The sequence below is a fragment of the Paenibacillus sp. FSL R5-0713 genome (genome assembly GCF_037973325.1).
Taxonomy (GTDB): Bacteria; Bacillota; Bacilli; order Paenibacillales; family Paenibacillaceae; genus Paenibacillus.
Genome location: NZ_CP150229.1, coordinates 1,317,038 through 1,334,234, shown reverse-complemented (window position 1 = coordinate 1,334,234; position 17,197 = coordinate 1,317,038). Strand labels below are relative to the sequence as shown.

Below are 17,197 nucleotides of genomic sequence, written 5' to 3'. Positions count from 1 at the left end.
GAAGCGATTATTAAACAACGTATATTTCAGTTTAATACCCACAAAAGAAGACGGCTTCGGCCGTCTTCTTTTGTACCTATTTTCCCCATTTAATGCAGCCTTAATGTTTAACAGGTACTCTTATATGATGAACTCCGGTTCCTGGAGGGAGGATTACATGTGAAAAAACCGCGAATAGCGGAATGGACCGAACTGCGTGGCATTGCCTTTCTGGCGATCGTCATGCAGCATAATATCGCCGAGTATATCTATCGCGCCGATATTGAACAACCCGATTCCATTATGCTGACTATGATTTATCATCTGACCCGTTTTGGTACGCCAACATTTGTATTTCTGTCGGGAGTCATGTTGTTTTACCATCACCATAACACCAAACCGGAATACCCTCGCTTCATTCGAAAGCGATTTGGCGATATCTATATACCGTTTGTGGTATGGACACTCATCTATTGGCTTGCTGTCCGAATTTTCACCCCTGCGTTCTGGGCCAGTGGCATACCGGATATGCGCAGTCTGGTTCGTGAACTGTTTCTACCACAGACCGGATATCATCTCTGGTTTGTCATTATGGTGTTTCAGTTCTATATTCTGTTCCCCCTGTTTTGGACAGGAGCAAAAGCCATTCAGAAGCGTATCCAAAACGTCATACGTTTCACGCCAATGCAAGTTATTGTGACATTAATTCTCTTTGCAGCTGCACTCTACGCCCTGCTTATGAAATGGTCCTACTACAATATGGGGGGCTGGACAGAATCCATGTCTGAGCCATGGTCAACGTTGCTGCAGTATCGCTCCTATTCATGGGTGATGTACTGGTTCTACTTTTTACTGGGTGCCGTATGCGCCTGGTCAGTCGATAGCTGGAGAAGTTGGACCACCAAGTTACTGCCATGGACCATCTGTCTGTTTATTGGGATGTATATATGGCTTGGTTACGATGTGCTCCGCGGGTCCGGGGATGTTGTTAATCTGAATATCTCCACCTATTTGAAACCAACCACATTTCTGATCATTATGGCCCAGATGCTTATGATGTATGGTTTCCTTGTACTGATGCGGAGCAAAGACACATGGTTTCAGCGCCTATTAGCCTGGATTGGCCGTTATTCGTTTGGTGGATATCTGGTTCATGCACTGGTGATCTACGCGATCGCTTACGTAACCAGACCGCTCCAACTCAGTGGATGGCATCTGCCTGTAACATTGCTATCGTTCCTTGTTACGGTTGGTATTACTCTTGCAATCAGCTGGGCACTCTCCAAACTTCCTGGCTCACGTTTCACCGTAGGGTTAATGCGTAAACGACGTTCAAACCCAGATTCTGCTGGCGCTGTGGACAAAAGAAATTTACCTGAGCGAACCCCCTCACCCGGTGCAACTCGCAGTCCGGGAACAAGTGAGCCGTTTTAAAATAAAGAAGCGCGTCCCCTGATGGAGACACGCTTCTTTATTTTGCTTCGCTCGACGTTGATCGTCCCGGAACAGGTTCCTGGGGACCTGGGGCTGGATGTACGTTGCCCTTCTGATTCACAAATCTCTTCAGATCACCCGTTAATTGTTCCTTCAGCTTGTTAACCAGCTGTGTTTCGCTAATACCTTTTGCCTGAGCAATCTCAGCCAAGGATTTTCCTCCCTGAAGCTGCTCATGAAGTTGAGCAGGGGTGACTCCAATAAACCGGGCAATTTCGCCCTTATCCACCATGGGACGTTTGCCATGGTGGGCAAATTCACGCCGCAAATCACGCAGCGGGGTATTGATGACCTTTTTTAATTTGGTATCCATGTCCGCCTTCGTGGCTGCAGCCTGATCCTTGGTGAGACACCCCTCTTCTACTGCTTGATCCAGACGCTGTGCAAGTGTAGGCTTCAACTTCTGCAATAACTGCTCCTCACTAAGTCCCTTACGCTCTTTCGCAATCTGGGACAACGTCTTGCCAAGTTCCATCTGTTCTTTCAGATCCCGAAGCCCAATCCCAAGCAAGTCTGCCGTTTCACCAATCATGAACAGACCGTGTCCTGCCTGCATGCATGGCTTCGCTGGTTTGCCGGAGGAAGAAGCTTTTGATGCACCACCATATTCCTCAGCCCGAGCCGTTGAATCAGCGAATGCTACATGTCCTGTTGCTGCTGTTATAACTACGGCTGCCAATCCGGCTGCCATCCATGTTTTCCATTTCAAATTCATTTTTCTGCCGCCTTTCCGATGTCGAAATCTCTGTACCTTCCTAGTTTGAGCCTAAAATCCACTTTTTTATGCCATAAAATACAAAAAGTCATCATTTTTCTCACAATTGATCACAAAAAATCCTATTTTTTTCATTTTATTTCAGCTATACTGAATGTAACTTCATGATTCAGTCGAACAGTCCTGGACCACCTTATCGCAGGAAGGACGAGACGTAACGATGCGGAAAGATTGGTTAGATCCGTTTAGCTCCGATCTGGAGGTCGTTTTTGCTTCAGCGGAACAACTCGTACGGGAATATCCCGAACCCTTGTCAGGACATGCATTGGAGCAACTTCATTCGGTTAATCCCCTGTTACGAGATTCGGGGCACAGTTATATCGGGTATATCATCCCACTTTGGATGCAGTACTCGGATCAACTGCCTCAGGAGAAAGCACAACAATTAAGTACAGCCTGTCTGATTCACATGTTATATTTTCTGAATCAGGACGACGTGATGGATGAACAACCGGAGAATGCCGCTCTGAAGTTATCCCTGGGCAATTTATATTACATGGATGCACTTCAATCTTACTCGGCATTATTCGATCTTTCCTCCACGTTCTGGATCTATTTCAGACAATATGTAGTGGATTGGGCCGTGAGTGTTACGGGTGAGCATTTCATTGATTATTTTCAACAGAATCCCTTGTTGATTGCGCAAAAGGCTGCCCCTCTACTCATCGGAGCTACGGGTGCACTCCTTCTGTTGAATCAATCCGAGCGGATCATCCCAGTATGTTCTGCCATCAACATTACACTCATGACACTCCAGATGACCGATGACTTCACAGATACGCATCAAGATGCTGTGCATGGAAACTACAACAGCTACCTCTCCCACATATCCGCAGCACTGAATCACAACTATCCCGCTCATCCTCTTAGCGAACGTATACATGACAATGTATACAACACTCAACTCATGAACTCTTATGTAGACATTGCATTTCACTATAATCGTACATTAACATCGTCTAACTTAGGGATATCGCATCTTGAGGTGTTTGATTCTTATTTATGCAGCACTTTAGTACAAGCTGTTCAGGACATTACACAACGGAAGAAACGGCTCCTCCAAGGTGGGTTTCATCACTGGATCAGCGATCAACAGTTGGAATTATAAGCATAAGGACTAAGCTGATTCAGTTTAATTTCAAATATGAAGGGAATGTTGACGATGATGGTATCAGAGAAAACGTTGCATGAGGATATTATTGAAAAGGCTTGGACTGACGAGTATTTCAGACAACAATTGCACTCCAATCCGAAGCAAGCGCTTCGTGAAGCTTTCGGAATCATAATCCCGGAGCACATTCAGGTACGTACCGTTGAGGAGCAGCAGAATGATTATGTTCTTGTCATACCTCCCAATCCTTCCAAAGTAAATTATGATGTGAATTGCGGACCTTGGAGAAGTTAAATCGGGTGAGTTAAATTGGTAACGTAAGTGATTAGGGGTAGGGACAAAAAAAAGCCGCTGTATGCTTCTGTGAGTTCGTCATTCGACGAACTCAGCAAAAGATACAACCGCTTCTGTTCCTACCCCTTTGGTACTTGTAAAGCTGATCTGTCCTTGCATCGCTTCAACAATTCGGAATGTCACCATCATGCCGAGACCAGTGCCTTTGATTTTATTGGAGAAATAAGGCTCGCCCAACCGGGAGAGTGCTTCCTCATCCATTCCCTCTCCATTATCCCTGACATGCACCTTAATAACCCCATCCTGCTTGTAAGCCCAGATATCAATCTGGCCTTGTCCCTGCAGAGCTTCAATACTGTTCTTGATAATGTTGATAAAAGCCTGCTTAAACTTCGAGGAATTGCCCCGAATATATAAATCTGGCGGAATATCAGTGGTGATTTTGCCACCTTCCAGATTAGCCATCGGTACAAGGATACCTTCAATATGATTGAACTCATCCGAGATATTAAGCGAGATAATATGGTCGAATTCAGGTTTGGCAAAGGTAAGAAAGTCCGTGATAATGCCCGAAGCACGGTCAAGTTCCTCCAGTGCAATACGCACATATCCCTTATTTTTGTTGTCTTCCTGTTCTGTCATAAGTTGCAGGAACCCTCTTGTCACCTGAAGCGGATTACGTACTTCATGGGCAACGGAAGCTGCCAATTCGCTAATAATCTCCATCTTCTCGGATCGCTGCAACTCATTGTTGAATAACTCCAGTTCCTTGGAATACTCCAGCACTTTGGTGTGTTTTTCGGCAAACCGACTTCCGAGAATGGCAATCAGCGAGATCACAAATGCAACCATGGACCATTTCCACCATAACAGATGATACGTCCCACTCCGCTGATAATACCACAACAGTTCAGCCACACTGATCAAGGCAAATGTACCGAATCCTGTCGCAAGCAGGATGGCTTCCCGATTTCGTTGCAGTGCTTTGGCGATGGTTCCAACCAACAGAATTGTCAGCAGGATGACCAGCACCATACCGACCACACGCTGTACGAGCAGATTGTAGAGAAACTCCCATTGCCCACCTGAAGTAACGTAGATAAATAGAGAGAACACAGCGATAACTGAATATATGAATGTTATTTTTCGCAGTTTGGTGAAGATACCATGCAGTCCCGGCCCGATAATCTGCTCAAAAAAATAACATAGCGCTGGCATTCCCAGCAGCATAGCCAGATCAAAGACTACCGAATACAGGTCACCATATACCTGATAGAACGTATACAAAAATTGCGAATACGTGATGATCATTGTGCCGATGGAACCCATCACCATGCATAGTGAGATCCACAATCCCTTATGGAATTTGCCAAGGAAGAACGTACAACTCAGCATCGTAATCGCTGTGAAAACAAAGGTCGCACCCAAAATGACATCAATAAGCCCGTTATGAATATATCTCTCCTGTAACGCAGCATAAGGTCCAACTTGAACAGTACCTTGTATGCCCAGACGACCTTTCTCATTTTGCGACCATACATAGAGCGTGTCACCCGAATTTTCGCTGGATAAGGGTAGTAACACCGCATTATTATCATAATTGTAATGGTAGTTCTCGTAGACCTTGCGGTCCTCCAGATAGATAACAATATGATTGCCTTTAATGTTCTCAAATCGAATGGCTGAGCTTTCTTCACTCAATTCAGGGATGGTCAGGCGAGTCCATAAGGAACTCGATCGATCCGTATTGCTATACTCTAACTTATCGATGCCCTGCTTTTCCCATATCTCATCTGTTCCCTTAACCTCACTTATGAACCCTTGATCGTCAACGTTCCCCCATTTTACTTCCCATCCTGTAATGGATGCAGGTTGCTGAATCGCTCCTGTAGTTGCAAAGACCATTCCATGTGGCATACCTAGAATAATCAATACACTCATCCATAAGATGACGATAGCTTTGGGCACATTTTTCATTCACAGCACCTCAAAGTTCCAATTTTCCCTATCTTAGATTCTCTCATTTATCATTCGCCACCATTTGTCACGTCACCTTCTTAGATAAAATGAATTTTCACATTTAAGTCGATTTATAGTTTTATTTCCATTTTATTGTTATGCATATATGATTAATCACGCAAGTCTTCGAACTGGTTCTCTATCATTTCCCGCTCTTTCTGTTCAACTTGACTACGGAATTCAAGCCACTGCTCTGTTTCCTCATCATCATAGATGGTCCATATATCGGAAAAAAGGAAATCCCGCAACTGTACAACTTGTCCGGACCATATTCCGCCTACCCAAAATAAACCGTCCGGACGACGGATGACGGTACGGGAGAAACCGGGTGTAGACGCCTTTTGCCCGATACGGATGCGTGTAATCATATTGCCCAGTGTGAACCAGTCCACTTGAGACCCCTCCCTTACATATTCAAGCTTAATCATAACATAGGCAAAACAGGAAAAGCTGTAAAAACGGTGACCGAGATTCAATCCTTTGCTTCAGGTGTAATGGTTTCTCAAAGCAAACAAACACGCTAAGGAGATGATTGCAATGAATGAGCCGCATCGTACAGTTGAGGTGGAACATAAGGATGTTCAGCATAAATCGGATTCAAGTATGGTCGCTTCCACATTTATTAAATATGCTGCTTATGTGATAATCTTTTTCGGATTCTTATACTTCCTGGTTAAATATGTATTCCCTAAATTCTAAGGCATTCATATCGTAGCAAACCCCGGGGATAATAAAATGTGCAAGATTACAACAATAGCGCTTTGGGTAACTACGGGGTAAGAAGCTTGGGCAACCAACAATGAAAGGAAGTGTTATTCATGTCTGACAAACCAATTAGTAACGAAGAGAGCGACCGCTATTATGACCGTTATCAGAGGTTCCGCGATATTCCGCCAGAGACGGAAGTCCCGGAAGGCGATATGGATACCTTTGATGAAGTTTCCGGCAGACGGATTGTAACGGAAGATGCGGAACTTGCACCGGTAGCCGCAACGGCTGTGGACGAGCCGGAATTGGATTCACGTTTGGCGGAGACACCGCTGGAATCTGTACCGGATGCAGACCTGCTGCAACCAAACAGTCCAGTTGATCCTGCTGCCCCCGATCCGGATGCACTGCATGGTACTGATCTGCTCAATGGTGCTGGTGCAGATGCCAAACCCGAGAACGATGTCCCACCACGACGTTAACGGCAGTTATGACATCCTGAATGAGGAGGTGCATACACGATGAAGGAAGATCGCGACAAACATACGCATGAACCGGATAATCTTGTGACCGAAAGGGATATTGACCCGGACTTCGGACTGTTCACTGAGGACTCCTTCCCCGAAGCACTTGAGGATGAGGATCAACGTGATGCGGTGGAGCATGCCATTCCTAAAGAGAAGGCTTCTCGCAAGCCCTCTTCGGATGACCAATAAAGCCTCCCTATAAAAATTGAACTATAAAGTATTTACACTTGCCACTCCGATGACAGAATAACCTTCTGATCGCTGTTATCCCCAGATTTTTGATTCACTTTTCAAAGGTAATAATCCGGGGATAAAGGCGAGCACTCCGTTTCTTCAGATTATTTCTGCCCTCTACGTTCTCGTGTAAAAATTAGTTCAACTTATATAGATCCATAGTAGACTTAAAAAAGATGACGTCTGTAATTCCACAGCGTCATCTTTTTTCGTTTCGTTACCTGTAAGTTCAATTTCTCTTTGCAATTCAGTATCACCGCTTAGCGGAAATCTTGCCTGTTCCAGGCAGTTTGTGATCCAATCCCGACCACTTCGCTACAATCGCAGTGATGATTAGCGCAAGTCCATTAATGATAAATATCCAGCGTATTGGCAACCAGCCACCGAGAACGCCACCAATAATTGGTCCCGCCATCGTCCCGATCTGGGCAGCGGACTGGTTCAGACTAAAAGCCCTTCCCCTGAAACTTGATGCGGTAGCCTGCACAATCATGGCGTTAATGGCCGGAAATACAGCTGCAAAGAATAGACCATACACGAATCGCAAAATGCCAAATGCGATATAACCTGTTGTAAAGAACTGTAGAAGATTGCCTACAGCCCCGCCAACCAGTCCAATGATCAGCACTTTACCGTATCCGATCCTTGTACCAATCTTGCCCCAACGCGGTGCCATAATAACTGTTGCTACCCCCACCGCCGAGAAAATAATACCTGAGCTAAGTGAGGCACGATCAGGCTGAACGCCCATTTCCATCACATAGACCGTCAAAAGGGGCTCCAGAATCATAACGGAGAATGTACATATGCCCATCATGCCAAGCACCGTCATAAACACACGATTCGCTCTCGCTTCACGAATGTCATCCATGACATGGGAACGAGCTTTATTTCGGTTGAAGTTCTCTTCTTTTACCCAAAAGGTTGCAATAATAGCTGATACCAATACAACAATTGCCGAAAACAAAAATGCATTCCGGTTGCCGTAATAGTGACTCACCACGCCACCAATTAACGGTCCAATAATACCGCCAGTGGCTCCAGCAGTAGACATAATACCCAGTGCATAACCGGTCTTCTCCTCAGGTGTATTGGTGCCTACCAGGGCAATTGCTGCTGGAACAAACCCTGCAAGCAGACCCTGAAACAATCGAACAACAATTAGCGAATAGGGGTCCTGCACGAAATAATTGATAAGATACAAGACGGCAAGGCTGTATCCTGACCGGATGAGCATAGGTTTGCGCCCGTATTTATCAGCCAGCGAACCCCAGAACGGAGACACGAGCGCACTCGCGAGAAACGTAATGCCGAAGGCAAGTCCCGACCATAACTCCAGGTGATCACGAACCCCCAAGTCAGCACTTAGAAACAGGGGTAGAAATGGAATTGAGATCGAATACGCCGTGCTGCAAAAAAATACACCAATCCATAATATGATGAGATTTCGCTTCCACGAGAAGTTCATATACCCGCACGTCCTTTCCGTTACTGACGCCGGGACTGCCGTATATTGGAGCGGACGGAACAGACCCGTACGTCCCCGATGCGGAAGCATTTTCCTTATTTTACACCCATCATTCCATGAAGGCCATCCCTTGTTCACCACAACTACACGTATTACATTGCCATTCTGTCCACAAAAACGGTATGATAGTTGGGTAAATATCCAAATACGATTTGGAGAAAATATATCATGCAGAGATGCAAGGAGGAACGTTTTCATGTCTTTACGGTGGAAAAAAACAACCGCAGTATCGCTCGTTCTTGCGATGCTGCTTATCGTCATTAGTGGTTGCGGGCGCCCTGCGTCCAGTGCCGAGCAAACGCCGGTGCCAGCCGCACCTGAAGGTCCAAACCCTGTGGCAACCATTGAGATGCAGGATGGTCAAAAGATCGTTATTGAGCTCTATCCGGAGATTGCGCCCAACACAGTGTATAACTTCATCTCCCTTGCGAATAAAGGGTTCTATGACGGCCTGATCTTTCACCGGGTCATTCCGGGCTTCATGATTCAGGGTGGAGATCCAGAGGGCAACGGTTCGGGCGGCCCAGGTTATACAATCAAAGGGGAATTCACTTCCAATGGTCACAAAAATCACCTGAATCATACTCGGGGAATCATTTCGATGGCACGTAAATCGGATAATCTGGATTCCGCAGGCTCCCAATTTTTCATCATGTTAGCGGATGCGGATTACCTGGATAATTCATATGCCACCTTTGGCAAGGTTACTGAAGGCATGGAAGTTGTTGATGGAATTGCAGCTCAGGAAATAGGTGAAGCTGACAAACCCGTTACGGATCAAGTCATGAAAAAGGTTACGGTGGACACCCACGGTCTGGAATATCCAGAACCGGTAAAAATGCCTTAATTAACATCCTTGCCAAACGGATGATAATCCATGGTTATGACTTGTTAATGAAGTCTGAACAAACAAAAGCTCTGTCCTGTGCGAATGTCACAAGGCAGAGCTTTATTTAATAATATTAATGATAGCGGTTACATATCTGACTTTATATAAAATGACCTCTTCCGGCATCATCCTCAATACATCCATCCCATCAAACGTAACCAGCCGATAATCGCAATCCATAACGGGCAGCTAAAGGCAACACCCCATGCAAGCCCTTTCAGTAAACCACGGTTTACTTCCACGAACAACGACTCCTTTCTCCAGGGAATAGTCGCAGTATCGGTAATAGTATATGATTTTATACCCGAATTCATTCGCCACGCAACCCTCATTTTCCTGCTTTTGTTCCGCAGATTCATGGAATGCTTTACGGGAACCTGATATACTATGACTACTGTACGATAAATGGAACCTGATTCATGTTTGGAAAGGAGATTTTCCTATGGCAAAATCCAAGAAACGCACTCCTGCTCCCAAAGCGGCAGTAGCACAGGATAAACCCACAACACTGAAAGATCTGCTTAGCAGTGATGTGCTGGAGAAGCTGAAAGCTCAGGCAGATGAGGCGAAGGCTGCCCAGGCGGCACTTAAAGAGAAGGAACGCCAGCAAGCAGAAGAAGCTCGCCAAGCGGAACAGAAGCGCCGGGATAACGACTTCGAATATCTGCTGAATAACAGCGCGATGGACTGGAAGAAACATAAGTAAGCCAGGGCATGATCTGAGGGTGTCTACTACCTCCCACATGCCAAAATAATATTGCAAGCCGACAGATCATAAAGCCGATCTGCTCACAGGACAGGGCCGCCTTGCGGTCCTGTTTTTTTGATATGGACACATATTGATTCACCAGTCTTGAGCCGGGTATGTAGAAGTAGAAGGTACAACGATATTCTAACTCATGGAGGGATCAGAGATGACTGAACAACGTTTGGAAGGCAAAGTTGCAATAGTAACTGGAGGTGGGTCGGGTATTGGGCAAGCTACCGCCATTCGATTCGCCGAGCATGGAGCCAAAGTATACATGCTGGATCGTACACCGGAAACTGCAGAGGAAACCAAGCAGACGATTGAAAAGGCTGGCGGAGAAGCGTATGTGATCGAATGTGATATCTCCAAACCGGACCAAGTGCAGAAGGCGATCAATCAGGCTGCGGCTGAAGCGGGCAAGCTGGATATCATATTTGCGAATGCCGGCATCAACGGAACGATGGCTCCGATTGAAACGATGGAAATGGAGGACTGGGACCAGACGATGGAGATCAACATGCGCGGAACCTTCGCAACCGTCAAATATGCCATCCCTCATCTGAAAGAACATGGTGGCAGCATCATAATCACCAGTTCCATCAACGGTAACCGGGTTTTCTCAGGAATCGGATTCTCTGCATACGCTTCCAGCAAAGCAGGACAAACTGCATTTACGAAGATGGCTGCATTGGAGCTAGCTCGTTATAAGATCCGTGTTAATGCCGTCTGCCCAGGTGCCATCGATACCAACATTGATGATAACACCTACCCGTCCGATGATCTGAAAGAAGTACAGATTCCAGTTGAATTCCCTGAGGGTCATGAACATCCGCTTAAGGGCGAACCTGGAACATCGAAGCAAGTCGCTAACCTCGTTCTGTTCCTTGCTTCTGATGAAGCCTCTCATGTTACAGGTACACGAATCTACGTGGATGGTGCGGAATCTCTGCTCCGTGGATAAACATATCCATATACGTTGGCCCAATTCAGGGACAACGCCCAAATATCCCGCAAGCGATCTGATCCGGTCAGATTACTGCGGGATATTTCATTTATAGGAAGTTTATAATTCGGTGCAGATGCAACTACAAGGATTATCACTATATCGCGGAGCTTTTATTCTTTTTCACACGATCCTTCATTCGGTCTGGAATGGCAAAGAACAAGACGTACATCAGCGAAAACAAGACTAGCGCAAGCATCTCTTCCCCAAGGATGTACATGGGATACGGACCTAACATATCAAGCACTGAGGGTGTACTCGGTTTGTATCTCAAAAACATGTAATTTGCGTCAAGCAAAACATCTACAACGTATACAATGAGTGCTGCCACATTCACAAATATCATGGAACCTGCTACAGATCTCCAGCTAGGTCGCAGCTGCTCCACCCAGGTCATGTATAGTAAAGCCAGAATGATACAGGCATGAGCGACGAAAAATTGAATGAATCGAAAATGCGCATAAGCATAACCCAGATTAGGAGTCAGGATCGCCATAAGGGCTCCAGCAATGCCTGCAAACAGCAGCGCAGAATGTAACAGTCGACTGCGTGTCAGTAGTAACAATGCCGATAATAGCAGAGACAGACTGCATAATTCGAGTGGCAGTGATGTCTGCAGGCTCCATACGTCGCCGTACACATACCAGATTTGCAGCACGATTTCACAGGTAAACATGATACAGGCCAGAACAATCCGCAGTTTGCGGCGGGCCCCTTCTGACCAAGATCGAAGACGGTGTCGAAGCAAAAACAATAGCATAATAATTAATGCAATTAAGCTAATGGTTACGATATGTGAAGTGGAGAACAGGATAAACGGCTCTGCATCATAAGGGTCCAGCCATGGTGGATACGCCATGCATCTCTTCTCTCCTTTGCGAACATCTTAGCTACATTATCTCTCTTTAATGTTAACTTTTTCATTTTGCCATTGAATGAAAGAGCTGTCCAGTTGGAATTCTAAATAAGCATTGTAATTTAAATATCTTTATGTTAAGATAAATCCAGAACCGAACCAAACGAAAAGTTAGTAACTTTCTTAAACGGAAATCATTTTAAATAAACTCAAAATTTGTTCAATTGAACTAGGAGGAATAATTATGCAAATCAAAGGACTTCACCACGTATCCGCGCTAACAGCACATGCCGATCAGAACTATCGTTTCTACACCAATGTCATGGGTCTGCGCCTGATCAAAAAAACAGTCAACCAGGATGACGTGTCCGTCTACCATCTCTTCTATGGCGATGAGAAAGGCAATCCAGGTACAGAACTTACCTTCTTCGAGATTCCGATGGCTGGACAGACTCGTGAAGGTGTGAACAGCATCTCGGCAACATCACTGCGCGTTCCAAATGATGCGGCACTTACGTACTGGCAGCAACGTTTTGACGAATTCGAAGTTCCGCATGGAGAGATTGTGGAACGCGGTGGTCGTGCCACGCTCTCGTTCACAGACTTTGAAGGACAACGTCTGATTCTGGTCTCGGATGAAAACAATGCAGGTGTTGCTGGAGGTAAACCATGGGATCAGAGCCCTGTGCATGCTGAATATGGCATTATAGGTCTTGGTCCCATCCATCTTACGGTAAAAGATGCTTCCCTTACCGCTCCGGTTCTGACCGAACTGCTTGGTTTCAGAGCGAAAGGAAGTTATCCTGCCTTCACTCCTGGTCAGCCTGATGTACTCGTTTTTGAATCCGGTGAGGGTGGTAGCGGCTCCGAGGTGCATGTTGAGGAACGTAATGACCTTGCCCAAGAACGTCCAGGACGTGGCAGCGTACACCATGTTGCATTCCGCGTGGACAATGAAGAAGAACTGAAACAATGGGTGGAACGGGTTCATAACTTCCAATTCCCTAACTCCGGTTTTGTAGATCGTTTCTACTTCCGCTCCCTGTATTTCCGTGAAGCAAACGGGATTCTGTTCGAGCTTGCAACCGATGGTCCGGGATTTGATACAGACGAAGAAATGGAGCATCTGGGAGAATCATTGGCGCTGCCTCCATTCCTCGAAGGACGCCGCGCTGAGATTGAAGCGAATCTGAAACCACTGGATACCGTCATTCGTTAATCGCGCTTAAGCTGTACAATCCGGCTTGAATCGAAAATAAAAACGATGTTCACCAGGCAACTCTGAATACCGGATACGGTTCAGGGATTGCCTAGGACGTGTCTCAAAACTCACTGAAGTGCATCTTTTACCGCCTTTTCGCCCCCTGCTGCGTCACTTTCCCTTGACGTGCCCCGGCACGCCTGCGGAAAATCTCCTTGCTTGGAACGAAAAATCACCAAAATCTGCGTCCTTCGGAGTTTTCAGACACGCCCTAGTGAATCATCGTTTTTTTATGTGTATGCTTGCCTTGCCCCTTCTGTAAGGTGGCAAACTTGCAGATTGTGTTTTACTTCGTCAGATACGATGTTGTGAGCGGTACAAACAGAGCCGAACCCGGATCTTCAGATACAATCTCTACATAGACAGCGTCTGTACCTTTAACATCCACATCCAGACTCATCATACCGCTTTCTGGAGTGATATTGAACTTTTTGAGTGTCGCGAGATCCTGATCATAGATATGAATCTCCTGATTTCCTGTTAGCGCGGCAAGTTCCAAGTGTAGAGAAGAATACTTTTTATCCGTATTAATCTGGATATCATCCCCCTGTTTCTTAGGATCATTATGCAGATAAACATCCTTGTAATCCTTGCCTTTATATGTGGTATCCTTAGGATCTTTGGTGTGCCAAGCGGTAGATCCCAGTACGGATGTTCCAAGTGCACTCAGCGTTACTTTTCCGCTCGTTACGGGCGCAGATCCATTTGTTCCGCCAATCAGGACGGATGAAGTTGCACTGTCATACGTGATCTCTGTCCCAAGCAATGATCCCACAGCACGCACAGGCAAATAAGTTGTTCCGTTGTAAGTGATAGGCAACACCGTTTTACCATTGGCATCTTTGGCTGTCACCGTGGCACCATCCATTTTTAGCGTAATCTTGCTGTTTAGATAGGCTTTAATCTGCTCCAACCCTGTTGCTGCGAGCGCACCCGTCCCGATCCCAAGCGTTAATGTGCCTACCATCAAACCTAGTACAACCTTCTTCTTCATCAAAATCCCTCCTGAACGTTAAAATGATTTGTCCTTTATACATTTAAACCACTAAAGTGATAATGTCAATTGTTTACTGCATTTTTAGTACAAAGTTCCTATCTGTAGGCAGCACAAAAAAGAGGCAGTATGTCCCAATTTTTTTCAGCCTCGCCCTGTTTCCCACTGTCTGCAAACGCAGATAAGGGATATTCTGTTCAGACGCTCACTACATTTCACATTCGAGAACTTCCAAATTCCCGCTGCACTACGTTATCAACACGATGTTATCAATCAAAGGATTCATAATATTCTTCTTCATATACTTCCATGCTGTATTTCAAATCTACCGCCTTCCACTCACCATCTTGATAGGCGTAAGCGAATGTCAGATCACCCGCATATAAAGCCGCACCATAAGATCCTGCTGCTGATACGACAAGTCGGCCATCCTCCACACTGTAATAGGTTACTCCACCGAATCCCAACTCTTTATTATAAACGCCGCCACTCGTATCTTCCTCGATCCGTAAAGGTTCTGCTTGAACGCCATCAACGGCGACATCCACATCCACACGGTCTGATCGAACCGTAACTTTTGACTTCACATGCTGTTTCGCAATCTCATCCAGAGATTGCATCTTCATCTCTTCGAGCGTTACCGGATTAATGATACGTGCTTGTCCCAAATAAATACCTGTTCCATGCCCTTCCGTGTACAGAACAACGATCTCTTTCTGTCCGTCTCCATTCAGATCCAGCTCGTGCACTTCGGGTTTGTAAGACCCGCCTTCTCCTTGCCAATCACTAAATTCTCTTGTCTTGCCGTCCACTTCCAAAATCATTCCGTTATATATATATCCCGAACCCTCAACTTTCATAGGGTATAATCTGACATTCTCATTCTCTGGAGCTACCGAAACGTATTCCTCTTTCACCGGGGTTGATTCCTGTGTTGTCTTCGCTGTGTCATGCAATTTATCTATATTGGAAGCCTCGACCGCTGCGGTCTGGCTGGATTGATCATCTATATTAAGCTGTTTTTGCGATTCATTCATGGTTCTGGCAGCCGAAGTTGTACTAATCGTAGCTACCGCCAAAATAATCATCAGCAGGATACCTGTCCAAGTTTTCAATATACTGGGCTCCTTTATCTGTTGTGATAATCCTATTATATCTTCATTTATCGCCCGCAAGTTGCGAATTTGTTAATCTTTCATAAAATAATCTTTACAAATTTCTGTTTTCACGAAAGAACGTTCGGCTTTAACCAGAATAAGCAAATTATTATGCCAAAACTGTTCTCAAAAAGCAAAAAAAATCCCGAACACAGCTTAAGGCTGCATCCGGAATGCTTTGGTTTTGTCCAATAACCGATCGGTTAATTGTCTCAGTTCTTCAGCCGAGGAAGAAATCTCCTCCATGATGGCTGTCTCTTCGTGTGCGGCATCCATGATTCGTCTCGCCTCATCCGAGAACGATCCGGCTTTCCCCTGGATCTTCTTCACATGACCATGCGTTTGCTCCACGCGGCCAGTCTGTTCTGCGATCTTGGAACCGATATCATGCGCGCCCTTCATAAATACTTCCACCGTGCCTGTCAGTTCATGCAACGTCTGATCCACAGAGATGGTCCGCTCCGATTCATTAACCACAAGACCATGCTGCTCATGAGACAGTTGTGCTGTCTCCCTGATTCGCTGCTGCACACGACTAATTAGCTCATTAATCCGATGGACCGATTCCTTACTCTCGTCTGCCAGCTTACGAATCTGCTGCGCCACGACTGCAAAACCAGATCCTTCTTCGCCAGCTCGTGCAGCCTCAATGGAAGCATTCAAGGCAAGTAATCCTGTTTCCTCAGCAATATTTTTGACAGACTGGGTAATTACCTCGATATCAGAGGCTTCCTTCTCCAATAGTAGCATAATGTCGCGGGAACGATTGTGCGACTCAGCCAGCTCGTCCATGCCCTTCATCAGCGATGAGAATGTCTGTTTCGTATGATCCACCGATCGTTCCATCTGACCGGACATCTCTGTCATGTCCATGGACTGGCTATGCATACGCTGGAAATCGTTCAGCATCTCATCCGCCGTGATCAGGGATTGATGGGAAGTAACCTTCTGCTCTTCTACACCTACCGCAATATGATCCACCGCTTCTGACATCATCTCGATCTGCTCCGCAGCTTGGGTAATCGCTTCACTAAGCGACTGCGCATTCTGTGATGTAGTTCGTGTACTGTCCGAAATATCGTTCACAATACTTCTGAGATTAGAGACCATTACACGAAAAGCATCATATAATACAGTAAGTTCATCCTGTGTACGCCGCTGCGGAATCTCCGTTGTCAGGTCACCAGATGAGACCTGTTGCGCCGCACGAGACAGATGAACAATCGGACGAGTCAGCCAGCGAGAGGCAAACCACCCGAGAATTCCGTTCCAACATACCCCCATGATCAGGATAATCGATATGTATACCCAATTCGGAATATCTAACGTAACCCAGTCTTTGACAAAAAATATAAAAAAGCCGCTAGTTCCGTACGTAATAATTGAGATTAGTACCAAACCTGCGACTGTCTTTGCGCCTAAAGTCCATTTCATGTTTACACCCCGTAGTCCTTTTTTCCTATTTTACCAATCATGTACCAAATTTCATGTGATATACATCACTGAAAACGTTCTATCCGCCCCACATTTACCGTTCATGCATGACTTCTCTATCATGAAGCGCATAATATATAAGACAAGCTTAGCCGCCCTCCTTTTCTCATAAAATTGAATAATATT

At 45.6% G+C, this 17,197-nt stretch carries 18 protein-coding genes; 10 read left to right on the top strand and 8 right to left on the bottom strand.

The annotated features are described in order from the left end of the window. Positions 1 to 159 precede the first annotated feature (159 nt). A complete protein-coding gene (locus MKZ12_RS05875; RefSeq protein WP_339240144.1) occupies positions 160 to 1,413 on the top strand; it encodes an acyltransferase in 1,254 nt (417 codons plus the stop codon). A gap of 37 nt (positions 1,414 to 1,450) precedes the next feature. Here MKZ12_RS05875 and MKZ12_RS05870 read toward each other — a convergent pair whose 3' ends face one another. Then, on the bottom strand, positions 1,451 to 2,188 hold the full coding sequence (locus tag MKZ12_RS05870) for a hypothetical protein (protein ID WP_339259288.1): 738 nt from the start codon (positions 2,186 to 2,188) through the stop codon (positions 1,451 to 1,453). Positions 2,189 to 2,408: 220 nt separating this feature from the next. On the opposite strand from MKZ12_RS05870, the gene MKZ12_RS05865 reads away from it, so the two are divergent. Beyond that, entirely contained in the window at positions 2,409 to 3,356 is a 948-nt protein-coding gene (locus MKZ12_RS05865) for a hypothetical protein (protein WP_339259286.1), read from the top strand. 54 nt (positions 3,357 to 3,410) lie between these two features. Further along, positions 3,411 to 3,653 carry an NHLP leader peptide family RiPP precursor gene (locus MKZ12_RS05860; RefSeq protein WP_339259285.1) on the top strand — a complete coding sequence of 81 codons (243 nt, stop codon included), beginning with the start codon at positions 3,411 to 3,413 and terminating at the stop codon, positions 3,651 to 3,653. Between the two features lie 78 nt (positions 3,654 to 3,731). On the opposite strand, the gene MKZ12_RS05855 is transcribed toward MKZ12_RS05860, so the two are convergent. After that, entirely contained in the window at positions 3,732 to 5,630 is a 1,899-nt protein-coding gene (locus tag MKZ12_RS05855; RefSeq protein WP_339240139.1) for a HAMP domain-containing sensor histidine kinase, read from the bottom strand. Positions 5,631 to 5,782: 152 nt separating this feature from the next. Then, positions 5,783 to 6,064, bottom strand: a complete 282-nt coding sequence (locus MKZ12_RS05850) for a hypothetical protein (RefSeq protein WP_062832955.1) — start codon at positions 6,062 to 6,064, stop codon at positions 5,783 to 5,785. Between the two features lie 145 nt (positions 6,065 to 6,209). Here MKZ12_RS05850 and MKZ12_RS05845 point away from each other — a divergent pair, with 145 nt between their 5' ends. The 3 genes from MKZ12_RS05845 to MKZ12_RS05835 all read left to right on the top strand — a co-directional run bounded on the left by MKZ12_RS05845 (position 6,210) and on the right by MKZ12_RS05835 (position 7,096). Continuing rightward, positions 6,210 to 6,371: a hypothetical protein gene (locus tag MKZ12_RS05845; protein WP_221819028.1), complete on the top strand. Its 162-nt coding sequence runs from the start codon at positions 6,210 to 6,212 to the stop codon at positions 6,369 to 6,371. A gap of 119 nt (positions 6,372 to 6,490) precedes the next feature. Continuing rightward, on the top strand, positions 6,491 to 6,862 hold the full coding sequence (locus MKZ12_RS05840; protein WP_339259284.1) for a hypothetical protein: 372 nt from the start codon (positions 6,491 to 6,493) through the stop codon (positions 6,860 to 6,862). A gap of 39 nt (positions 6,863 to 6,901) precedes the next feature. Then, positions 6,902 to 7,096: a hypothetical protein gene (locus tag MKZ12_RS05835; protein WP_339259282.1), complete on the top strand. Its 195-nt coding sequence runs from the start codon at positions 6,902 to 6,904 to the stop codon at positions 7,094 to 7,096. A 298-nt stretch (positions 7,097 to 7,394) separates the two neighbouring features. Here the strand turns inward: MKZ12_RS05835 and MKZ12_RS05830 are convergent, their stop codons facing one another. Then, entirely contained in the window at positions 7,395 to 8,609 is a 1,215-nt protein-coding gene (locus tag MKZ12_RS05830; protein WP_339240133.1) for an MFS transporter, read from the bottom strand. A gap of 256 nt (positions 8,610 to 8,865) precedes the next feature. Between MKZ12_RS05830 and MKZ12_RS05825 the strand changes: the two genes are divergently transcribed. The 3 genes from MKZ12_RS05825 (at position 8,866) to MKZ12_RS05815 (ending at position 11,267) form a co-directional block, all read left to right on the top strand. Further along, positions 8,866 to 9,516, top strand: a complete 651-nt coding sequence (locus MKZ12_RS05825) for a peptidylprolyl isomerase (RefSeq protein WP_339259280.1) — start codon at positions 8,866 to 8,868, stop codon at positions 9,514 to 9,516. Between the two features lie 484 nt (positions 9,517 to 10,000). After that, positions 10,001 to 10,264, top strand: a complete 264-nt coding sequence (locus MKZ12_RS05820; protein ID WP_339259278.1) for a YqkE family protein — start codon at positions 10,001 to 10,003, stop codon at positions 10,262 to 10,264. 208 nt (positions 10,265 to 10,472) lie between these two features. Further along, positions 10,473 to 11,267 carry an SDR family NAD(P)-dependent oxidoreductase gene (locus MKZ12_RS05815; RefSeq protein ID WP_339240128.1) on the top strand — a complete coding sequence of 265 codons (795 nt, stop codon included), beginning with the start codon at positions 10,473 to 10,475 and terminating at the stop codon, positions 11,265 to 11,267. Between the two features lie 139 nt (positions 11,268 to 11,406). On the opposite strand, the gene MKZ12_RS05810 is transcribed toward MKZ12_RS05815, so the two are convergent. Then, the gene (locus tag MKZ12_RS05810) at positions 11,407 to 12,168 is read right to left on the bottom strand and encodes a TIGR02206 family membrane protein (protein WP_339259276.1); all 762 of its coding nucleotides are present in this window, start codon (positions 12,166 to 12,168) and stop codon (positions 11,407 to 11,409) included. Positions 12,169 to 12,409: 241 nt separating this feature from the next. On the opposite strand from MKZ12_RS05810, the gene MKZ12_RS05805 reads away from it, so the two are divergent. Beyond that, positions 12,410 to 13,384 carry a ring-cleaving dioxygenase gene (locus tag MKZ12_RS05805; RefSeq protein ID WP_339259274.1) on the top strand — a complete coding sequence of 325 codons (975 nt, stop codon included), beginning with the start codon at positions 12,410 to 12,412 and terminating at the stop codon, positions 13,382 to 13,384. Between the two features lie 328 nt (positions 13,385 to 13,712). Here the strand turns inward: MKZ12_RS05805 and MKZ12_RS05800 are convergent, their stop codons facing one another. The 3 genes from MKZ12_RS05800 to MKZ12_RS05790 all read right to left on the bottom strand — a co-directional run bounded on the left by MKZ12_RS05800 (position 13,713) and on the right by MKZ12_RS05790 (position 17,011). Next, on the bottom strand, positions 13,713 to 14,420 hold the full coding sequence (locus MKZ12_RS05800; protein WP_339240124.1) for a hypothetical protein: 708 nt from the start codon (positions 14,418 to 14,420) through the stop codon (positions 13,713 to 13,715). A 269-nt stretch (positions 14,421 to 14,689) separates the two neighbouring features. Further along, complete coding sequence (locus MKZ12_RS05795; RefSeq protein ID WP_339259272.1) at positions 14,690 to 15,535, bottom strand: hypothetical protein; 846 nt, start codon at positions 15,533 to 15,535, stop codon at positions 14,690 to 14,692. A 198-nt stretch (positions 15,536 to 15,733) separates the two neighbouring features. Continuing rightward, the gene (locus tag MKZ12_RS05790) at positions 15,734 to 17,011 is read right to left on the bottom strand and encodes a methyl-accepting chemotaxis protein (protein ID WP_339240122.1); all 1,278 of its coding nucleotides are present in this window, start codon (positions 17,009 to 17,011) and stop codon (positions 15,734 to 15,736) included. Positions 17,012 to 17,197 lie beyond the last annotated feature (186 nt).